Raw genomic sequence first — 15,597 nt, forward strand, 5'->3', positions numbered from 1 at the left:
TGCCGTGATGGAGATGCAGGATGTGGAGCAGGTGATGTCCTTGCCAATCGCGAAGAGCGAAATCATCGACTTCTTCCGCCGATGGCTGGAGACCTTCGCAGGCTATGTTCGCGAGGTCGATTACGCCTCGGCGCGGCCGCTCTTCCATCCGGACGTGCTCGCCTTCGGCACCCACAACGACGTCATCCCTGGTCTCGATCAATGGGTCTCGACGCAGTGGGACAACGTCTGGCCGAAGACCACCGATTTCCGGTTCGTGCTGGAGCAGACCTCGATCCTGGCGTCCTCTGACGGCACGATGGCAACCGTGATCGCGCCGTGGACCAGCACGGGGTATCACCCCGATGGCAGCACGTTCGCGCGCCCCGGCCGGGCCACGATGGTGTTTTCAAGAGATGGTGACAGATGGCTCTGCGTGCACTCGCACATGTCGCTCAATCGCGGTGTGCCGCAGGCGAGCCATGCGAATCGGCCGGTGAAGGCCTGGTAGATGCGATCGGAATAGAAAAGGCCCCGGACCTGTCCGGGGCCTTTCGCTTTGAAAGGTCGCTCAGCCTATTCCGGCTGGCCGATGCTGACCTTCAGCGTACCGACGCCGTCGACGCCGCATTCGAGTTTGTCGCCGGGCTGGAGCTGTGAGACGCCGGCGGGCGTGCCCGTCATGATGATGTCGCCGGCGGCGAGCTTCACCTGCTGCGAGAGCTGCCAGATGATCTCGGGCACGTTCCAGATCAGCTCGGTGAGGTCGCCCTTCTGGGCTTCCTTGCCGTTGACCGTCAGCCAGATCTTGCCCTTGGCGGGATGGCCGATCTTGGAGGCCGGCTGAATCGCGGAGCACGGAGCGGAGCCGTCGAACGACTTGCCGATCTCCCAGGGACGCTCCTTCTTGCGCGAGGCGATCTGGAGGTCGCGGCGGGTGAGGTCGATGCCAACGGCGTAGCCGTAGACGTGATCCAGCGCCTTGTCGGCGGGGATGTTGAGGCCGCCGCTCTTCATCGCGACGATCAATTCGACCTCGTGATGCAAATCCTTGGTCAGTGGCGGATAGGGAATGGTGGCGCCATCCGGCACCAGCATATCGGCGTGCTTGGCGAAGAAGAACGGCGGGGCGCGCTCGTCATTGCCCATCTCGCGGATGTGCTCGAGATAGTTGCGGCCGACGCACCAGATGCGGCGCACCGGATAGAGGCCGCTTTCGCCGACGACGGGAAGCGAAGCCTGGGGCGGAAGCGGGATGACGTAGGAGGCGGCGTTCATGCGGGTCTCGCGGCTCTTGAGGTTGACGGGGAACTCTATGCGGTTGCGCTGATCGGCGCCAGAGCGCCGGCATCGTGATGTTGCAGGCGGAAGAACGACGCATAGCGCCCGCCGCGACGGAGCAGCTCGTCATGCCGGCCCTGCTCGACGATTTCGCCGCCTTCGATCACAAGGATGGCGTCGGCATGCATGATGGTGTGCAGGCGATGCGCGATTACGATGGTGGTGCGGTTCTGGCAGAGATGCTCGATCGCCTCCTGCACCTGCCGCTCGGATTCGGAATCGAGTGCGGCGGTGGCCTCATCAAGCAGGATGATCGGCGCGTTCTTGAGCAGCGCGCGCGCCACGGCGATGCGCTGGCGCTGGCCGCCTGAAAGCTGCGTGCCGTGCTCGCCGACCGGCGTGTCGTAGCCGAGCGGGAAACTCATGATGAAATCATGCGCGCAGGCTGCCTTGGCGGCGTCGACGATTTCGTTCTCGGTCGCGCCCGGCTTCCCGAACGCGATGTTGCTCCGGATGGTGTCGCGGAACAGATAGACGTCCTGCCCGACATAGGCGGTCTGCGCCCGCAGCGATTTGCGCGAGATCGCGCCGATCGACTGGCCGTCGATCACGATGTCGCCCTGAGTCACCTCGTAGAAGCGCAATAGCAGCGCCAGCACCGTCGACTTGCCGCCGCCGGAAGGGCCGACCAGCGCAGTGACCTTGCCGGGCTCCGCCACGAAGCTCATGCGGTTGAGCACGGTCTCGTTGGCGCGATAGGAGAAGCTGACATCGCGCAACTCGATCCGGGCCTCGGAGAGCTTCAGCGCCGGCTTGTCGTCGTCGGAGTGCTCGCTCGCCGGGCTGTCGACGACTTCGAGCAGCATGCGGGCGCCGACGAGCTGGCTGTTGAGATCGATGTTGAGCCGCGCCAGCCGCTTGGCCGGCTCGGTCGCCATCAGGAAGGCGGTCATGAAGGAGAAAAACGCACCGGGCGTGGCGTTGAGCGCGACCACGCTGTAGCCGCCGTAAAGCAGGCAGCCGGCGACCGCGAAGCCACCGAGCATCTCCATCAGCGGGTTGGAACGGTTGGCGACGCGCGCCATCTTGTTGGCGTTGCGCTCGACGATCGCGATGTTCTCGTCGATGCGCTTCTGCATGGTGTCTTCGAGCGTGAACGCCTTGACGGTGCGGATGCCCTGCAGCGATTCCTGCATCGTCTCCATGATGTCGGCGGTGCCGGTGAACTGGTTGAAGGCGAGACCCTTGATGCGCTTGACCAGCTTACGCAGCACCAGCATCGCCGGCGGTACCACAACGAGGCCGATGAACGACATCACCGGGTCCTGCCACACCATCACGCCGATCATGGCGAGAAGCATCATGAGGTCGCGGCCGACCGCGTTGACCAACATATTGAGGACGTCGGTGATCGATTTTGCCCCGGCCGTCAGCCGCGCCAGGAATTCGGACGAATGCCGTTCGGAAAAGAAGCCGACGCTTTCGCGCATCAGCTTGGCGAACAGTTGCCGCTGGTTGGTGGCGAGGATGGCGTTACTGATCTTGGTCAGGATCACCATGTGGCCGTAGGTCGCCACGCCCTTGATGAAGAGCAGGATCACCGTGATGCCCGAGAACATCGCGATGCCCGGAATGTTCTTGTCGACATACGCCTGGTTGATGACCTGGCCGAGCACATAGGTCGCGCCCGCGGTCGATCCGGCGGCGAGCGCCATCAATGCGAAGGCGACGAGGTAGCGCCGCCAATAGACGACCCCCTGTTCCGTGACCAGGCGGCGAACCAGGACCATTGCCGCATAGGGATCGTCGGTGATTTTCTTTGGAAACTGGGCCATCCGGTGTCCATTGACGGCGCAGGACAAAGCCTGCCCGCGCGTCAGGGATCGAACGGCCTCTGTGCCCGCTCAAGCGGGGTTTTTCAAGCCCAATTAAGGGCTTGCGCTGGGGATGATTCTAGGCCGATGCGGCGTGGCGGAGCTCGCCATGGCGCTCGTGGAACAGCTTGTCCTCCCACGCCAAGGCGTGCGCGGCGATGGTCTCGAGGTCGTCGTATTGCGGCTTCCAGTCGAGCAGGCCGCGGATGCGGCTGGTGTCGGCGACCATGGTCATGATGTCGCCGGGCCGGCGCGGGGCGTATTGCACGGCGAAGCTGCGGCCTGACACCCGGCGCACGGCGTCGATGGTCTCCAGCACCGAATAGCCGCGGCCGTAGCCGCAATTGAGCGTTGTCGAGGCGCCGCCGTTGCGCAGGTACGCCAGCGCCGAACGATGCGCCTGCGAGAGGTCTGTGACGTGGATGAAGTCGCGGATGCAGCTGCCGTCGGGGGTCGGATAGTCGGTGCCGAACACGTCGATCTTGGCGCGCTGGCCGGTTGCGGCTTCCACCGCGATCTTGAGCAGATGGGTGGCGCCGGCGGTGGCAAGGCCGATGCGGGCCTGCGGGTCCGCGCCGGCGACGTTGAAATAGCGCAGGGTGACGTACTGCATGCCGTAGGCGGCGGCGACGTCGTGCAGCATGATCTCGGTCATCAGCTTCGACGAGCCGTAGGGCGACAACGGCCGCGTCGGCGCGTGTTCGGGGACCGGCACCTGGTCCGGATTGCCGTAGACGGCGGCGGTCGAGGAGAAGATGAAGCGGTTGATGCCTCGCTTGACCGCGACGTTGAGCAGATTGCGCGCGGTCGTGAAGTTGTTGCGGTAATAGCCGAGCGGATCGCGCATCGAATCCGGCACGACGACGGAGCCGGCGAAATGGATGATGCTCTCGATGTTGTGCTGCGCGATGACGCCTTCGAGCAGGTTCTCGTCGCCTGCATCGCCAATGAACAGCGGCACGCCCTCGGGCAGATAAGCGGAGAAGCCGGTGGAGAGATCGTCGATCACGACGACGTCCTCGCCGGCTTCCGCCAGCGCGAGGACCGTATGACTTCCGATATAGCCGGCGCCGCCGGTGACTAGTACAGTCATGATCTCACCCGTCTTCGATCAACGCGCCACGTTAACGTTTGCGCGGTGAAGAGGGGGTTTCGGCGGGGCTGAACTGGTCACTATGCTTAATGTTGCGTATAGGGGGCTTCCGAAACGGAGCGTGACGTGGCCAATCCCCCCGGCGATCTCGAAGTGATCGTGCCAAATCTGCACAGGCGCTATTCCGGGGTCACCGCGACCAACCGGATGGTGGCGCCGCGGCTGGCCAAGCTGTACCGCGCCGCTTGGTTCGGCTCGCACGCGCCGGCCGGAATCGCGCGCCTGAGCGTTGCCGATTTTCTGAAGCTGTGGCGCCGCAAGGCGCCATTGATCTGGCACGCACGGCGCAACAACGAGATGATCGCGGGCGTTGCGTTGCGTGCGCTCGGCTGGCCGCTGAAGCTCGTGTTCACCTCGGCGGCGCAGCGGCACCATAGCTGGATCACGCGCTGGCTGATCCGGCGCATGGACGCGATCATCGCGACATCAGATCTTTCGGCCTCGTTCCTGAAAGTGCGGGCGACGGTGATCCCGCATGGCGTCGACACCGACGTCTACGTGCCGCCGATCGATCGCGCGGCAGCGTTTAGGGAAGCCGCGCTGCCGGGCCGCTACGCCATCGGCTGCTTCGGCCGCGTGCGTGCACAGAAGGGCACCGATGTGTTCGTCGACGCGATGTGCCGGCTGCTGCCGCGCTATCCGGATTTTACGGCCGTGATCGTCGGTCAGGTCACGGCCGAGCAGACATCCTTTGCCAATGACCTGAAGAAGCGCATCGAAGCAGCCGGCCTGCAATCGCGCATTGTCATCACCGGCGAGCTGCCGATCGAAGCGGTGCAGCGCTGGTATCAGCGGCTGACGATCTACGCCTTCACCTCGCGCAACGAAGGTTTTGGCCTGACGCTGATCGAGGCGATGGCCGCCGGGAGCGCGCTCGTCGCCGCGCGCGCCGGCGCTGCCGAGCTTGTGGTCGAGGATGGCGTGAGCGGCGTGCTGATCCCGACCGGCGATGCCGAGGCGCTCGCTGCTGCGGTCGAGCCACTGATGCGGGACGTGGCCGCGGCGACGGCGATGGGCGAACGGGGGCGGGCGCGGGTGCTCGCGAAGTTCAGCCTCGATGCCGAAGCGGCGCGGATCGGCGAGGTCTACCGGCCGTTGCTCGGAGCAGCGATTTCAGGCGCCGATAACTAAAAACTGCGAAAACAACCCCATGCACAGTAGCCGGCCATATGGAATCAATGACTTGCGGGTCGGCGACGATGATCTTCTGAGTAAGATGTTCTTCCGGGTATGCGAAAGCTGATTGACCTGTCGGGCAAAACAGCTCTCAGCTTTCATCATCGCAACATCATCAGCTCCGGCAAAACTAAATATTTCACTGGCCGAACTCCGCCACGATGAGGGCAGCGACGACGACCATCGTCAGCGGCAGGCGAAGCCTGCGATACCACGGCGGGACCCAACCTTGACGCGCAGACCAAATGTCCAGCAGCAGATTCGCAGCGAAGCCGGCTGCCAAGAGTGCGAGACCATATCGGACATCGACCAGCAGCGACGCCCAGCCGACGAGCGAGGGAACGACACTGATGCCGAGCCGGCCGGCATCGATGCCGTGATCCGTCCGCGAGATCGACCGGGTCATCGCGGCGCCCCAATGGATGCCGCCGAGGAAAGACAGGATGACAGCGCCGTAGGCCAGCAGTCCATGCACCGCGGCCGCCTTCAAGTCACCCTCGATTGTCTGGGAGGCGATCGAGAGCCCGACGAACGGCACCAGGCCCAATCCGCCGAGCCACGCTGCAGCGGTTGGAACCGGTGCGCGCCGCGGCCCGCCATTATGACCGTCAGTCAGAGATGTCGACATGCTGCCTCGCGCCGGGGATACCAGTTGTCACGGTCTCACGCCTCCCGCGCTGCCAGCAGCGTCGAGCAGAGCAGGCCGATCAGCGCGATCAAGGCTGCCACGCTCATGCCGTTCAAGGCGACCAGCCTCGCATAGTCCGACGTCATCATCAGGGGTTGGCCGAGGTGGGCATCCACGAAGAGATAGGCGATGAATGGAAGCGTGGCGACGATTGCTGTTTTCAGGCGCTCGTCCGGCCGAAACAAAATCGTGCCCAGCAGTGCACAGGGAAGCAGGAACAGCTCGACGCCCGACGATGCGCCGAACAGCTTGACGCATAAGACGGTGTTGCCGACGCCGGCCAGTGGAAGCAGCGCGCGGCCCGCAAGCGAATGCCTTTTCGCCAGGGCCGGGACGGCGAGGAAGAAAGGCGTCGAGAGCAGGCTGAACCAGGCCGGCCAGGCGGTTGTGCCCACGATCCAATGCAGATAGAGCGGATAGAAAGGCTGGTTGGATGCCACAACGAGCGCGATCTTGCCCGCCAGCGCCGAACGAGGGTCCGGGTGATCCGCATAGCTGCCGATCCAAGTCGCAATCGTCTTGATCATCTGCCTCGGATCATCTCCTTGGGCGCGCCAGCTGATCTGATCTCCCCGTACGAGAGCGTCGCCACGGTTGAGGAAACGATCGCAAGCCGGATTCGGATCACAAGCGGCGCGGCGAGGGTCAGGCGTCCTGATCCAAAAGCCGAGCAGAATCGTTCAGGGAGGGAAAGTCTCGCTCCGTGCGGGCACCTACGCTGGATGCGAACACCGGCCGCGCAAACGGGTCTTTTTCTCTCTGGGCAAATCTCCCATGCCGAAGATGCGACGCAAATCGGACCTTCCGACCAAAATATGCGCCGTTTGCAAGCGGTCGTTCGCTTGGCGGCGAAAATGGGCACGGGACTGGCCAGGCGTCAAATTCTGTTCCGAACGGTGCCGCGGGGACGGGCGACGGGCTGCGCGCCAGGAAGGCTGACCATGCTGCGCAAGGACGTGAAGACCGGCCTCGCGCCGAGCGTGGATCCCGACGAGATCGCGCGGTTCGAGGCTCTCGCCGAGGATTGGTGGAATCCCGACGGCCGCATGAAGCTGGTTCACAGCTTCAATGCGGCGCGCGTCGCGCACCTCAGCAACCGGCTCCCCGCGTTGATGGTGCGTGACCCCAGGCGGGAGCGGCCCCTCGACGGCTTGACCCTGCTCGACGTTGGTTGCGGCGCGGGTGTGGTGACCGAGCCGATGGCGCGCCTCGGCGCGCTTGCGCTCGGCATCGACGCCGCCGAGCGCAACGTCCGCGTGGCGACGATCCATGCGGACCAAGCCGGATTGCCTGTCGGCTACCGGCAGGCCGTTCCCGAGGAACTGGTCGCCGAACGGCGGCAGTTCGACATCGTGCTGTCGCTCGAGGTCGTCGAGCACGTTGCCGACACCGATCGCTTCTTGGCCGCGACCGGCAGCCTGGTTGCGCCTGACGGGCTGCTGGTGATCGGCACGTTGAACCGGACGCTGGTGTCGTTCGTGAAGGCGATCATCGGCGCGGAATATGTTCTGGGCTGGCTGCCCCGTGGCACCCACGACTGGCGGCGCTTCATGCGGCCGGATGAGATCGCAGGCACCTTGGCTCCACTCGGGTTCTCCGTCGTCGAGACTTGCGGTCTGGAACTCGCTCCGATCTCCATGCGCTGGCACACGACCCGCTCTTGCAACACCAACTATCTCCAGATCTATCGGCGGCGCGGCAAGCCGACAGCGGAATGAGACACCGCGCCGCGCGTGTCTCGTTTGCCCGAACGCGAAGTACGAGTCCGCGGTGCTCCTCGTGCTGGCGATTTTGCTCGTCTATGCTGCAACATTCTTCTGCAAATTCGTACGGCGCATACCTCGCGAAATAACAGTGCCGCTCTTGCAGCACTTCTCGATCAGATCGCTCCGGCCGCACCGTCGTGGACGAAAAGCCGATGCCGGACCTGAAGGATACCGAGATCGCGATCCTGGAGCGCGACCATCTCCCCTGGCCGGTGCAACGTCGCAAGAGTTCGTGATCAAGACCCTGAGCTGAACGTCCAGCGGGGCGCGTGGTGATCCAAGAGCGCGCGCCGCTCGTTATCCGGTGTCGTTCGTCGTGGAAGCGGTTACTTCGTGGCGGCGGACAACGCGAAAGGTCGAATGGCGTGACTGTGGATTACAGAATTGTTCCCGATCGGCTGCAGCGGCCGAGTCGTGAGGAAGCCGAAGCCGCATTTCGGACCATCATCCGATGGGCGGGTGACGATCCGGACCGGCCGGGATTGCGGGAAACCCCGGCGCGGGCAGCGCGTGCTTTCGAGGAATATTTCGCGGGCTACGAGCAGGATCCGATTCAGATCCTGGACAAGACGTTCGACGAGACCGGCAGCTACGAGGAAATGGTGATCCTGCGCGGCATCTCGTTCGAAAGCCATTGCGAGCATCATATCGCGCCGATCATCGGTCGCGCCTGGGTCGCCTACGTCCCGGATGGTCGCGTCGTCGGCATCTCCAAACTCGCGCGCGTGGTGCAGGCCTACGCCAAGCGATTCCAGATCCAGGAGCGCATGACGTCCGAAATTGCATTTGCCGTTCAGAAGGCCCTCAAGCCGAAAGGCGTGGGCGTCATTCTCAAGGCCAATCACCACTGCATGACGAGCCGCGGGGTGCAGAAAATCGGCTCGGACATGGTGACGAGCTGCATGCTCGGCTGTTTTCGCGACAATCCGATTTCGCGTCAGGAATTCATGGCCATGGTCGAGGATTGAGCGCGGCACTGCCGCAGGATTTTCGAACAGGCAGGTGATCCAGCGGTCGCGAGGCTCCGTTCCGTCAACGTCGATCGCATCGGATCGCACGGTGGATGCGAAATCTCGAGCGCATCCGTCATATCGGTTGAAACAACATCACGGCAATTCGGAGAAAATGATGACGCCCGCAATTCGTTCGTTCGTGGCCGGAGCCGCCTTGGTCGCTGGTCTGCTCGGCCCCGCGACGGCACGCGCCGCCGACATTGTGGACACCGCGGTCTCCGCTGGGCAGTTCACGACACTCGTCACCGCCGTCAAGGCAGCGGGCCTCGTACCCACCCTGAAGGGCAAAGGCCCGTTCACGGTGTTCGCGCCGAACGATGCGGCCTTCGCCAAGCTGCCGCCGGGAACCGTCGAGTCGCTGCTCAAGAACAAGGCCAAGCTTCGGGCTGTGCTCAAATATCACGTCATTGCGGGCCGCGTGAAGGCGGCCGATGTGGCGGGCAAGTCGCTCAAGGTCGCGACCGTCCAGGGGCAGCCGGTGAGCGTCGACGGCGGCTTGGGCGTGACGGTCAACGACGCGCATGTCATCCAGCCGGACATCGAGGCGTCGAACGGCGTGATCCATGTCATCGACACCGTGCTTCTGCCTCCGGCGCGCGGCAAGGCTCATCACTGACGATAGACCGGAGGCCACCCGTGCCGACGGGTGGCTTCCGGCGAGCTTTTGGGGCAGGACTGTCCGCGCTCGATGTCTCGGCTCGTCAACGAGACCCGGTCTCCCCCAACACCCGATCCGCGATCGCCGCCACCTCGCTCGCTGCGATATTCCGCATGCAACGGTGATCGTTCATCTTGCAGATCGTGCTCTGGCAGGGTTGGCAGGACAGCTTTTCCTTGTCCTGCACAACGGTGGCGGCGAGGCCATTGAGCGGGGCCCAGAGATAGGGGCTGGTCGGGCCGAAGATGCCCATGGTGGGCGTTCCCAGCGCAGCCGCGATGTGCATCAGGCCTGAGTCGTTGGAGATGGCGACACCGGCCGCGGCCATCGCCAGCACGCCGTTGCGCAAATCGTTGCCGGTGAGGTCGCGCACGCCAGGGCCGCCAGCGGTCCCCGGGCCGCCAGCGGTCCCGACGCCGCCCGCTGCGACGATCTCCTGGGCCAGTCCCTTTTCCGCGGGGCCGCCGACCACCCAGACCTCGAGGCCGCGCTCGACCAGCAGCCGGGCGGCCTCCGGATAGTAGGTCCAGCGCTTTGACACGCCGACCGAGCCAGGCGCCAGCGCCACAGCTGCCCCTCTGCCGAGGCCGTTGGCCTGCCGCCAGCGAGCGATGTCTTCGGCAGGGACCCGCAATTGGGGCACCGGCCATTCCGGAGGCAGGGGCGCGCCATCGGGCTGAGCGAGGGCGGCATTCTTGTCGATGAAGCGGGGCAGCTTCTTCTCGCCCCAGCGCCAGCGGTTGAGCAGTCCGAACCTGAACTCGCCGACAAAGCCGACCCGTTCAGGAATACCGGCCAGCGCCGGCGCGATGGCCGCCTTCCATGTTCGGGGCAGCACCAGGGCGGTGCCATAGTTCCGCTCGCGCAGGAGCTTTGCCAAGGCCAATTGGCGCCCCACGGCGAGCCGGCCGCGCGGCAGGTCCCAGACGATCCCCTCGCGCACGCCCGGCATGTAATCGACCAGCGGGGCGCAAAGGGATGTGGTGAGGAGATCGACTGGCCGGTTAGGCCAGCGCTCCTTCAGGACGCGGACCACGGTGTGATTTCGCACGAAATCACCAATCCACATGTAGGGAATGATCAGGATCGGGCGTGTGTCATCCCGATCTGCTTCTCCACTAAGTTGTGAATCGTTATTCATTGTTGATAGGGCCGAGGCGATCCGATTATGGCGGTTCGGTAGCCGCTCCGGGCCGGCAGGTAAAGCCGGCAGGCCGTTCAATCCAAAACCGCTTACACTTTGGCGGCTCATGCGCTACGGCAGGACCGGGCCGCAAAGATCGGGCAGGGATTTCTGAATGTTGCTGGTGACCGGCGGGGCCGGTTTTATCGGGTCGAATGTCGTGGCCGCGCTCAATGATGCCGGCCGCAGTGACGTCGTGGTCTGCGATTTCCTCGGCAACGAGGGCAAGTGGCGGAACCTCGCCAAGCGCCAGCTTGTGGATATCGTCCCGCCGGAAGAGCTGATGGACTGGCTGAAGGGCCGCACGCTGGACGCCGTGATCCATCTCGGGGCGATTTCCGCGACCACCGCGACCGACGGCGATCTCGTGTTCGAGACCAACTTCCGCCTGTCGATGCGCCTTCTCGATTGGTGCACGACAGGCGCCGTGCCCTTCATCTACGCCTCCTCGGCGGCGACCTATGGCGACGGCGAGGCGGGTTTCGACGACGACGGCTCTCTGCCGGCGCTGAAGAAGCTGCGGCCGATGAATCTCTACGGCTGGAGCAAGCACATGTTCGATCTCGCGGTCGCCGAACGTGCCGCGCGCGGCGAAAAGCTCCCGCCGCAATGGGCTGGCCTGAAATTCTTCAACGTGTTCGGCCCCAACGAATATCACAAGGGCTCGATGATGAGCGTGTTGGCGCGGCGCTTCGACGACGTCAAGGCAGGCCGCGTCGTGCAATTGTTCAAGTCTCATCGCGAAGGCATCGCCGACGGCGACCAGCGCCGCGACTTCATCTATGTCGACGACGTCGTGCGCGTCGTGATGTGGCTGCTCGCGACACCATCGGTGTCCGGTCTCTTCAACGTCGGAACCGGCAAGGCGCGCAGCTTCAGGGATCTGATGTTGGCGGCCTATGCGGCGCTCGGCACCAGGCCCAACATCGAATATATCGACATGCCCGAGCAGATCCGTGGGGCCTACCAGTACTTCACCCAGAGCGAGGTCGATCGCATCCACCGCGCCGGCTATAACGGCGGCTTCACGACGCTTGAGGATGCGGTGAAGGCCTATGTCGGTGATTACCTCGACCGGCCCGACCGCTTCCGCTGAGGCCAATTCACCATGCCGACGCCCATTCTTGATTTCGACGCCCTCGCGAAGGCCATCTCAGGCCGTACGGTGCTGTGCATCGGCGACATCATGCTGGACGAGTTCGTCTACGGCGAGGTGTCGCGGATCTCGCCGGAAGCGCCGACGCCCGTCATCACAGCCCAGCGCAGCGAGATCCATATCGGCGGCGCCGGCAATGTCGCGCGCAACGTCGCCTCGCTGGGCGCACGCTGTATCTTCGTCGGCCTCGTCGGCGAGGACGATGCCGGTGCACGGCTCAAGGCGGCGATGGATGAGCTTGATGCGATCGAAAACGTGCTGGTACGCGACCCCGCGCGGCCGACCACGCGAAAAGTCCGCTTCGTCTCCGAACATTTTTCCACGCATATGCTGCGCGCGGATTGGGAGCAGGCGGCGCCTGCCTCCGATGACATCGAGACCAAGCTGATCGATGCGATCCTGCCGCAGATCGCGCGCGCCGACATTGTGCTGCTCTCGGACTACGCCAAGGGCGTTCTGACGGCGCGCGTCATCCGCCATACGATCGACGCCGCGCGTAAGCTTGGCAAGCCCGTGATCGTGGATCCCAAGAGCCTGAACTGGGCGATCTATCGCGGCGCCACGCTGCTCACGCCCAACCGCAAGGAATTTTCGGAGGCGACTCGCAGCCGCGCCGACACGCCCCAGAGCATCGTCGATGCCAGCGAGGACGTGATGCGGCTCGCCGATTGCGAGGCAATCCTTGTCACCCAAGGCGAGCACGGCATGACGCTGGTGCCGCGGGCAGGCGAGGCTGTTCACGTTCCGGCGTTTCCGGTGAAGGTGCGCGACGTCTCCGGCGCCGGTGACACCGTCGCCGCTGCGCTTGCGGTTTCGCTTGCGGCCGGCGCCGACTGGGACGCTGCGCTGCGCATCGCCAATGCCGCTGCCGCCGTCGCCGTCGGCAAGCAGGGCACCGCAAGTGTGAGTGCGGCCGAGCTGCGCCGAAAAATCCTGCCGCATGCCACGCTGGCGGCCGAGGAGAAGATCGTGCTCGAGCCTGATACGCTCGACGCGCAGCTCGCCGAGTGGCGGAGGCTCGGCCTGCGCGTCGGCTTCACCAATGGCTGCTTCGACATCCTGCATCCCGGCCACGTCAAGGTTCTGACCGCGGCGCGCGCCGCCTGCGACCGCCTGATCGTCGGTCTCAACAGCGACGCCTCGGTGCGGCGGCTCAAGGGCGCCGAGCGGCCGGTCCAGGACGAGCGCGCGCGTGCCGAGGTGCTTGCCGCGCTGGAGGCCGTCGATCTCGTCGTCATCTTCGAAGAGGATACGCCGATCGACCTGATCACGCGGATCAAGCCCGGCGTGCTGGTGAAGGGCGGCGATTACACCCGCGAGCAGGTGGTCGGCCACGAGGTCGTCGAGCAGGCGGGTGGAACGGTCGTGCTCGTCGACATCCTCCAGGGCTTCAGCACGACGGCGCTGGTGCATCGCGCCCGTGGGGGCGGCACGTGACAGCGCTTGCTCGCGAAACGACGGGACAGATGTTGCTTCGCCGTCTGCGCAGCCCGGCTGCCTGGAGCGAGACCGTCGATGTCTTCGCAGTCCTGACCGCGGCCTCGCTGCCCTGGTCGACCTCGCTTGCGGGAATCTTCAATGCCCTGATGCTGCTCTGCATGCTGCCGTTTCTCGACGTCCGCGCCTTCCTGCAATCCCTGAAGCGTCCGATCTGCATGGCTCCGATTGCACTGGTGCTGCTCGCGCTGGTGGGAACGCTCTGGTCCGACGCGCCCTGGAGCGCGCGCTTGCACGCGATCAATCCGACCATCAAGCTCCTCGTGCTGCCGGTCCTGCTCTATCATTTCGAGCGTTCGCCGCGCGGACGCTGGGTCTTCATCGCCTTCCTGGTGTCCTGCGCCCTGTTGTCGGTCATGTCCTGGCTGGTCGCCCTCTATCCGAACCTCGCGCTCAAGACCGATCCGCCCGAGCGCGGCATCTTCGTCAAGAACTACATCGATCAGAGCCAGGAATTCGCGCTTTGCGCGGTCGCGCTCGCCTATCCGATCGTGACGCTGCTGCGCGAGAGGCGATACTGGTTTGCCGGGCTGCTGACGGCGCTGGCGTTGAGCTTCTTCGTCAACATGACTTTCGTGGTGGTGTCCCGCACGGCTCTCGTCACCGTTCCGATCATGTTCGGCGTGTTCGCGCTGCTACATCTCAAAGGGCGCAGCATCGCACTCATCTCCGCCGGTTTGCTCGCCGTCGCCGTTCTCGCCTGGCAGGCCTCGCCGTATTTGCGTCATACGGCCGAGCGGTTTTCCGACGACTACACGCGCTATGTCGAAAAGGGCGAGCCGACCTCGCTCGGCCTGCGGCTCGAATTCTGGCGGAAGTCGCTCGGCTTCTTCGTGCAGGCGCCGATCATAGGGCACGGCACCGGCTCGACGCGCGGATTGTTCGAGCGGGTCGCGACGCCCAGCGGTCTTTACCAGGCCTCAGCCGAGGTGATCGGCAACCCGCATAACCAGACGCTCAACGTTGCCGTGCAATGGGGCGCGGTCGGCATCGTCGTTCTTTACGCGATCTGGATCCTGCATCTTCTGCTGTTTCGCGGCGAGGGACTCGACAACTGGATCGGGCTCCTGGTGGTTGTGCAGAACATCTTCACCTCGCTGTTCAACTCCCATCTGTTCGACTTCCACGAGGGCTGGATGTACGTCATCGGGGTCGGCGTTGCCGGCGGCATGGTGCTCCGGGCACAACAGCCCCAGGCGAAGATGGGGGAAGCCGGTTCCTGAGCGGCCGCGCGGCTGGCAAGTCCTGTCCAGATGGGCTATCAGCGCGGTCAGGTTGCATCTAACTGGGTTTTCATCGGTCGGCGGATGACGCGTCTTTCGCATCTTACCTTGCGCAATTTCCTGATTGCGCTCCACGACCTGCTGGCGACCGCAGCGGCGCTTTTTGCCGCCTTCTATCTGCGATTCGAGGGCGGCGACGGCTTCTTCGACCGACTGCCGCTGCTGTTCCAGATCCTGCCCTACTTCCTCGCCTTCAGCGTGGTCGTGTTCTTCATCTTCAACCTGACCACGACGAAATGGCGCTTCATCTCGCTGCCTGACGCGCTGAACATCATCCGCGTCGCGACCGTGCTGACGGTCGCCCTGCTGGTGCTCGACTACATCTTCGTCGCCCCCAACGTCCGCGGCGCCTTCTTTCTCGGCAAGGTGACGATCGTCCTCTACTGGTTCCTCGAGATCTCCTTCCTCAGCGCGTTGCGCATGGCCTACCGCTACTTCCGCTATACGCGGGTGCGGCGTACCGCCAGAGGCGAAGAGGCCGCGCCGACACTGCTGATCGGCCGCGCCGCGGATGCCGAGGTGCTCCTGCGCGGCATCGAGAGCGGCGCGATCAAGCGCATCTGGCCGGTCGGCGTGCTGTCGCCGTCGAACTCGGATCTGGGCCAGTTCATCCGCAACGTGCCGGTGCTCGGCGGCATCGACGATGTCGAGGACGTCGTCGCCGACTTCGCCAAGCGCAACAAGCCCATCGCCCGCCTCGTCATGACGCCCTCGGCATTCGAGCCGGAAGCGCGTCCGGAATCGATCCTGATGCGGGCGCGCAAGCTCGGAGTGATCGTCAACCGGATGCCCTCGCTCGAGAGCGGCGATGCGCCGCGGCTCACGGCCGTCGCGGTCGAGGACCTCCTGCTGCGGCCGAGCGAGACGATCGACTATGCGCGCCTCGAAGC

At 64.6% G+C, this 15,597-nt stretch carries 16 protein-coding genes; 10 read left to right on the plus strand and 6 right to left on the minus strand.

All coding sequences use genetic code 11. From position 1 onward, the window contains the following. Nucleotides 1-31 precede the first annotated feature (31 nt). Nucleotides 32-490, plus strand: a complete 459-nt coding sequence (locus tag JQ580_RS32195; protein ID WP_212285176.1) for a YybH family protein — start codon at nt 32-34, stop codon at nt 488-490. Between the two features lie 65 nt (nt 491-555). Here the strand turns inward: JQ580_RS32195 and JQ580_RS32200 are convergent, their stop codons facing one another. From JQ580_RS32200 to galE, 3 genes are all read right to left on the minus strand, one after another. Beyond that, nucleotides 556-1,257 (minus strand): fumarylacetoacetate hydrolase family protein, encoded by a 702-nt coding sequence (locus tag JQ580_RS32200; RefSeq protein ID WP_212285154.1) that lies wholly within the window; start codon nt 1,255-1,257, stop codon nt 556-558. A 35-nt stretch (nt 1,258-1,292) separates the two neighbouring features. Then, on the minus strand, nt 1,293-3,095 hold the full coding sequence (locus JQ580_RS32205) for an ABC transporter ATP-binding protein (RefSeq protein WP_212285156.1): 1,803 nt from the start codon (nt 3,093-3,095) through the stop codon (nt 1,293-1,295). A gap of 118 nt (nt 3,096-3,213) precedes the next feature. Continuing rightward, on the minus strand, nt 3,214-4,227 hold the full coding sequence (gene galE, locus JQ580_RS32210; RefSeq protein WP_094891531.1) for a UDP-glucose 4-epimerase GalE: 1,014 nt from the start codon (nt 4,225-4,227) through the stop codon (nt 3,214-3,216). A gap of 126 nt (nt 4,228-4,353) precedes the next feature. Here galE and JQ580_RS32215 point away from each other — a divergent pair, with 126 nt between their 5' ends. Beyond that, entirely contained in the window at nt 4,354-5,418 is a 1,065-nt protein-coding gene (locus tag JQ580_RS32215) for a glycosyltransferase family 4 protein (protein ID WP_212285158.1), read from the plus strand. Nucleotides 5,419-5,602: 184 nt separating this feature from the next. Here JQ580_RS32215 and JQ580_RS32220 read toward each other — a convergent pair whose 3' ends face one another. Next, nucleotides 5,603-6,091, minus strand: coding sequence for a DUF3429 domain-containing protein (locus tag JQ580_RS32220; protein ID WP_212285160.1), 489 nt, complete (start codon nt 6,089-6,091; stop codon nt 5,603-5,605). 35 nt (nt 6,092-6,126) lie between these two features. Next, nucleotides 6,127-6,678, minus strand: a complete 552-nt coding sequence (locus JQ580_RS32225) for a hypothetical protein (RefSeq protein ID WP_212285162.1) — start codon at nt 6,676-6,678, stop codon at nt 6,127-6,129. A gap of 256 nt (nt 6,679-6,934) precedes the next feature. Here JQ580_RS32225 and JQ580_RS32230 point away from each other — a divergent pair, with 256 nt between their 5' ends. The 4 genes from JQ580_RS32230 (at nt 6,935) to JQ580_RS32245 (ending at nt 9,546) form a co-directional block, all read left to right on the plus strand. Next, on the plus strand, nt 6,935-7,090 hold the full coding sequence (locus JQ580_RS32230) for a DUF2256 domain-containing protein (RefSeq protein ID WP_311982628.1): 156 nt from the start codon (nt 6,935-6,937) through the stop codon (nt 7,088-7,090). A 2-nt stretch (nt 7,091-7,092) separates the two neighbouring features. Beyond that, nucleotides 7,093-7,869: a bifunctional 2-polyprenyl-6-hydroxyphenol methylase/3-demethylubiquinol 3-O-methyltransferase UbiG gene (gene ubiG, locus JQ580_RS32235; protein ID WP_212285166.1), complete on the plus strand. Its 777-nt coding sequence runs from the start codon at nt 7,093-7,095 to the stop codon at nt 7,867-7,869. Nucleotides 7,870-8,288: 419 nt separating this feature from the next. Next, nucleotides 8,289-8,885: a GTP cyclohydrolase I FolE gene (gene folE / locus JQ580_RS32240; protein WP_409363240.1), complete on the plus strand. Its 597-nt coding sequence runs from the start codon at nt 8,289-8,291 to the stop codon at nt 8,883-8,885. Nucleotides 8,886-9,045: 160 nt separating this feature from the next. After that, on the plus strand, nt 9,046-9,546 hold the full coding sequence (locus JQ580_RS32245) for a fasciclin domain-containing protein (RefSeq protein ID WP_212285178.1): 501 nt from the start codon (nt 9,046-9,048) through the stop codon (nt 9,544-9,546). An 85-nt stretch (nt 9,547-9,631) separates the two neighbouring features. Here JQ580_RS32245 and waaF read toward each other — a convergent pair whose 3' ends face one another. Next, a complete protein-coding gene (waaF, locus tag JQ580_RS32250) occupies nt 9,632-10,729 on the minus strand; it encodes a lipopolysaccharide heptosyltransferase II (protein ID WP_212285180.1) in 1,098 nt (365 codons plus the stop codon). Between the two features lie 157 nt (nt 10,730-10,886). Between waaF and rfaD the strand changes: the two genes are divergently transcribed. The 4 genes from rfaD to JQ580_RS32270 all read left to right on the plus strand — a co-directional run. Continuing rightward, entirely contained in the window at nt 10,887-11,867 is a 981-nt protein-coding gene (gene rfaD / locus JQ580_RS32255) for an ADP-glyceromanno-heptose 6-epimerase (protein WP_212285170.1), read from the plus strand. Between the two features lie 12 nt (nt 11,868-11,879). Next, nucleotides 11,880-13,364, plus strand: coding sequence for a D-glycero-beta-D-manno-heptose-7-phosphate kinase (rfaE1, locus tag JQ580_RS32260; protein ID WP_212285172.1), 1,485 nt, complete (start codon nt 11,880-11,882; stop codon nt 13,362-13,364). Next, on the plus strand, nt 13,361-14,647 hold the full coding sequence (locus JQ580_RS32265; RefSeq protein ID WP_212285174.1) for an O-antigen ligase family protein: 1,287 nt from the start codon (nt 13,361-13,363) through the stop codon (nt 14,645-14,647). Before rfaE1 ends, JQ580_RS32265 begins: the two co-directional genes overlap by 4 nt. 84 nt (nt 14,648-14,731) lie before the next feature. Then, the coding region (locus JQ580_RS32270; RefSeq protein WP_409363239.1) for a nucleoside-diphosphate sugar epimerase/dehydratase at nt 14,732-15,597 on the plus strand (866 nt) is incomplete at its 3' end.

It is taken from the genome of Bradyrhizobium sp. SZCCT0148, from assembly GCF_018129985.1.
GTDB classification, from domain to species: domain Bacteria; phylum Pseudomonadota; class Alphaproteobacteria; order Rhizobiales; family Xanthobacteraceae; genus Bradyrhizobium; species Bradyrhizobium japonicum_H.

Coding starts and splice junctions, on each gene's coding strand:
- JQ580_RS32225 (WP_212285162.1), bottom strand. CDS start 6,678: ATGATCAAGACGATTGCGACTTGGATCGGCAGCTATGCGGATCACCCG.
- rfaE1 (WP_212285172.1), top strand. CDS start 11,880: ATGCCGACGCCCATTCTTGATTTCGACGCCCTCGCGAAGGCCATCTCA.
- JQ580_RS32230 (WP_311982628.1), top strand. CDS start 6,935: ATGCGACGCAAATCGGACCTTCCGACCAAAATATGCGCCGTTTGCAAG.
- JQ580_RS32200 (WP_212285154.1), bottom strand. CDS start 1,257: ATGAACGCCGCCTCCTACGTCATCCCGCTTCCGCCCCAGGCTTCGCTT.
- rfaD (WP_212285170.1), top strand. CDS start 10,887: ATGTTGCTGGTGACCGGCGGGGCCGGTTTTATCGGGTCGAATGTCGTG.
- galE (WP_094891531.1), bottom strand. CDS start 4,227: ATGACTGTACTAGTCACCGGCGGCGCCGGCTATATCGGAAGTCATACG.
- waaF (WP_212285180.1), bottom strand. CDS start 10,729: ATGAATAACGATTCACAACTTAGTGGAGAAGCAGATCGGGATGACACA.
- JQ580_RS32245 (WP_212285178.1), top strand. CDS start 9,046: ATGACGCCCGCAATTCGTTCGTTCGTGGCCGGAGCCGCCTTGGTCGCT.
- ubiG (WP_212285166.1), top strand. CDS start 7,093: ATGCTGCGCAAGGACGTGAAGACCGGCCTCGCGCCGAGCGTGGATCCC.
- JQ580_RS32220 (WP_212285160.1), bottom strand. CDS start 6,091: ATGTCGACATCTCTGACTGACGGTCATAATGGCGGGCCGCGGCGCGCA.
- JQ580_RS32205 (WP_212285156.1), bottom strand. CDS start 3,095: ATGGCCCAGTTTCCAAAGAAAATCACCGACGATCCCTATGCGGCAATG.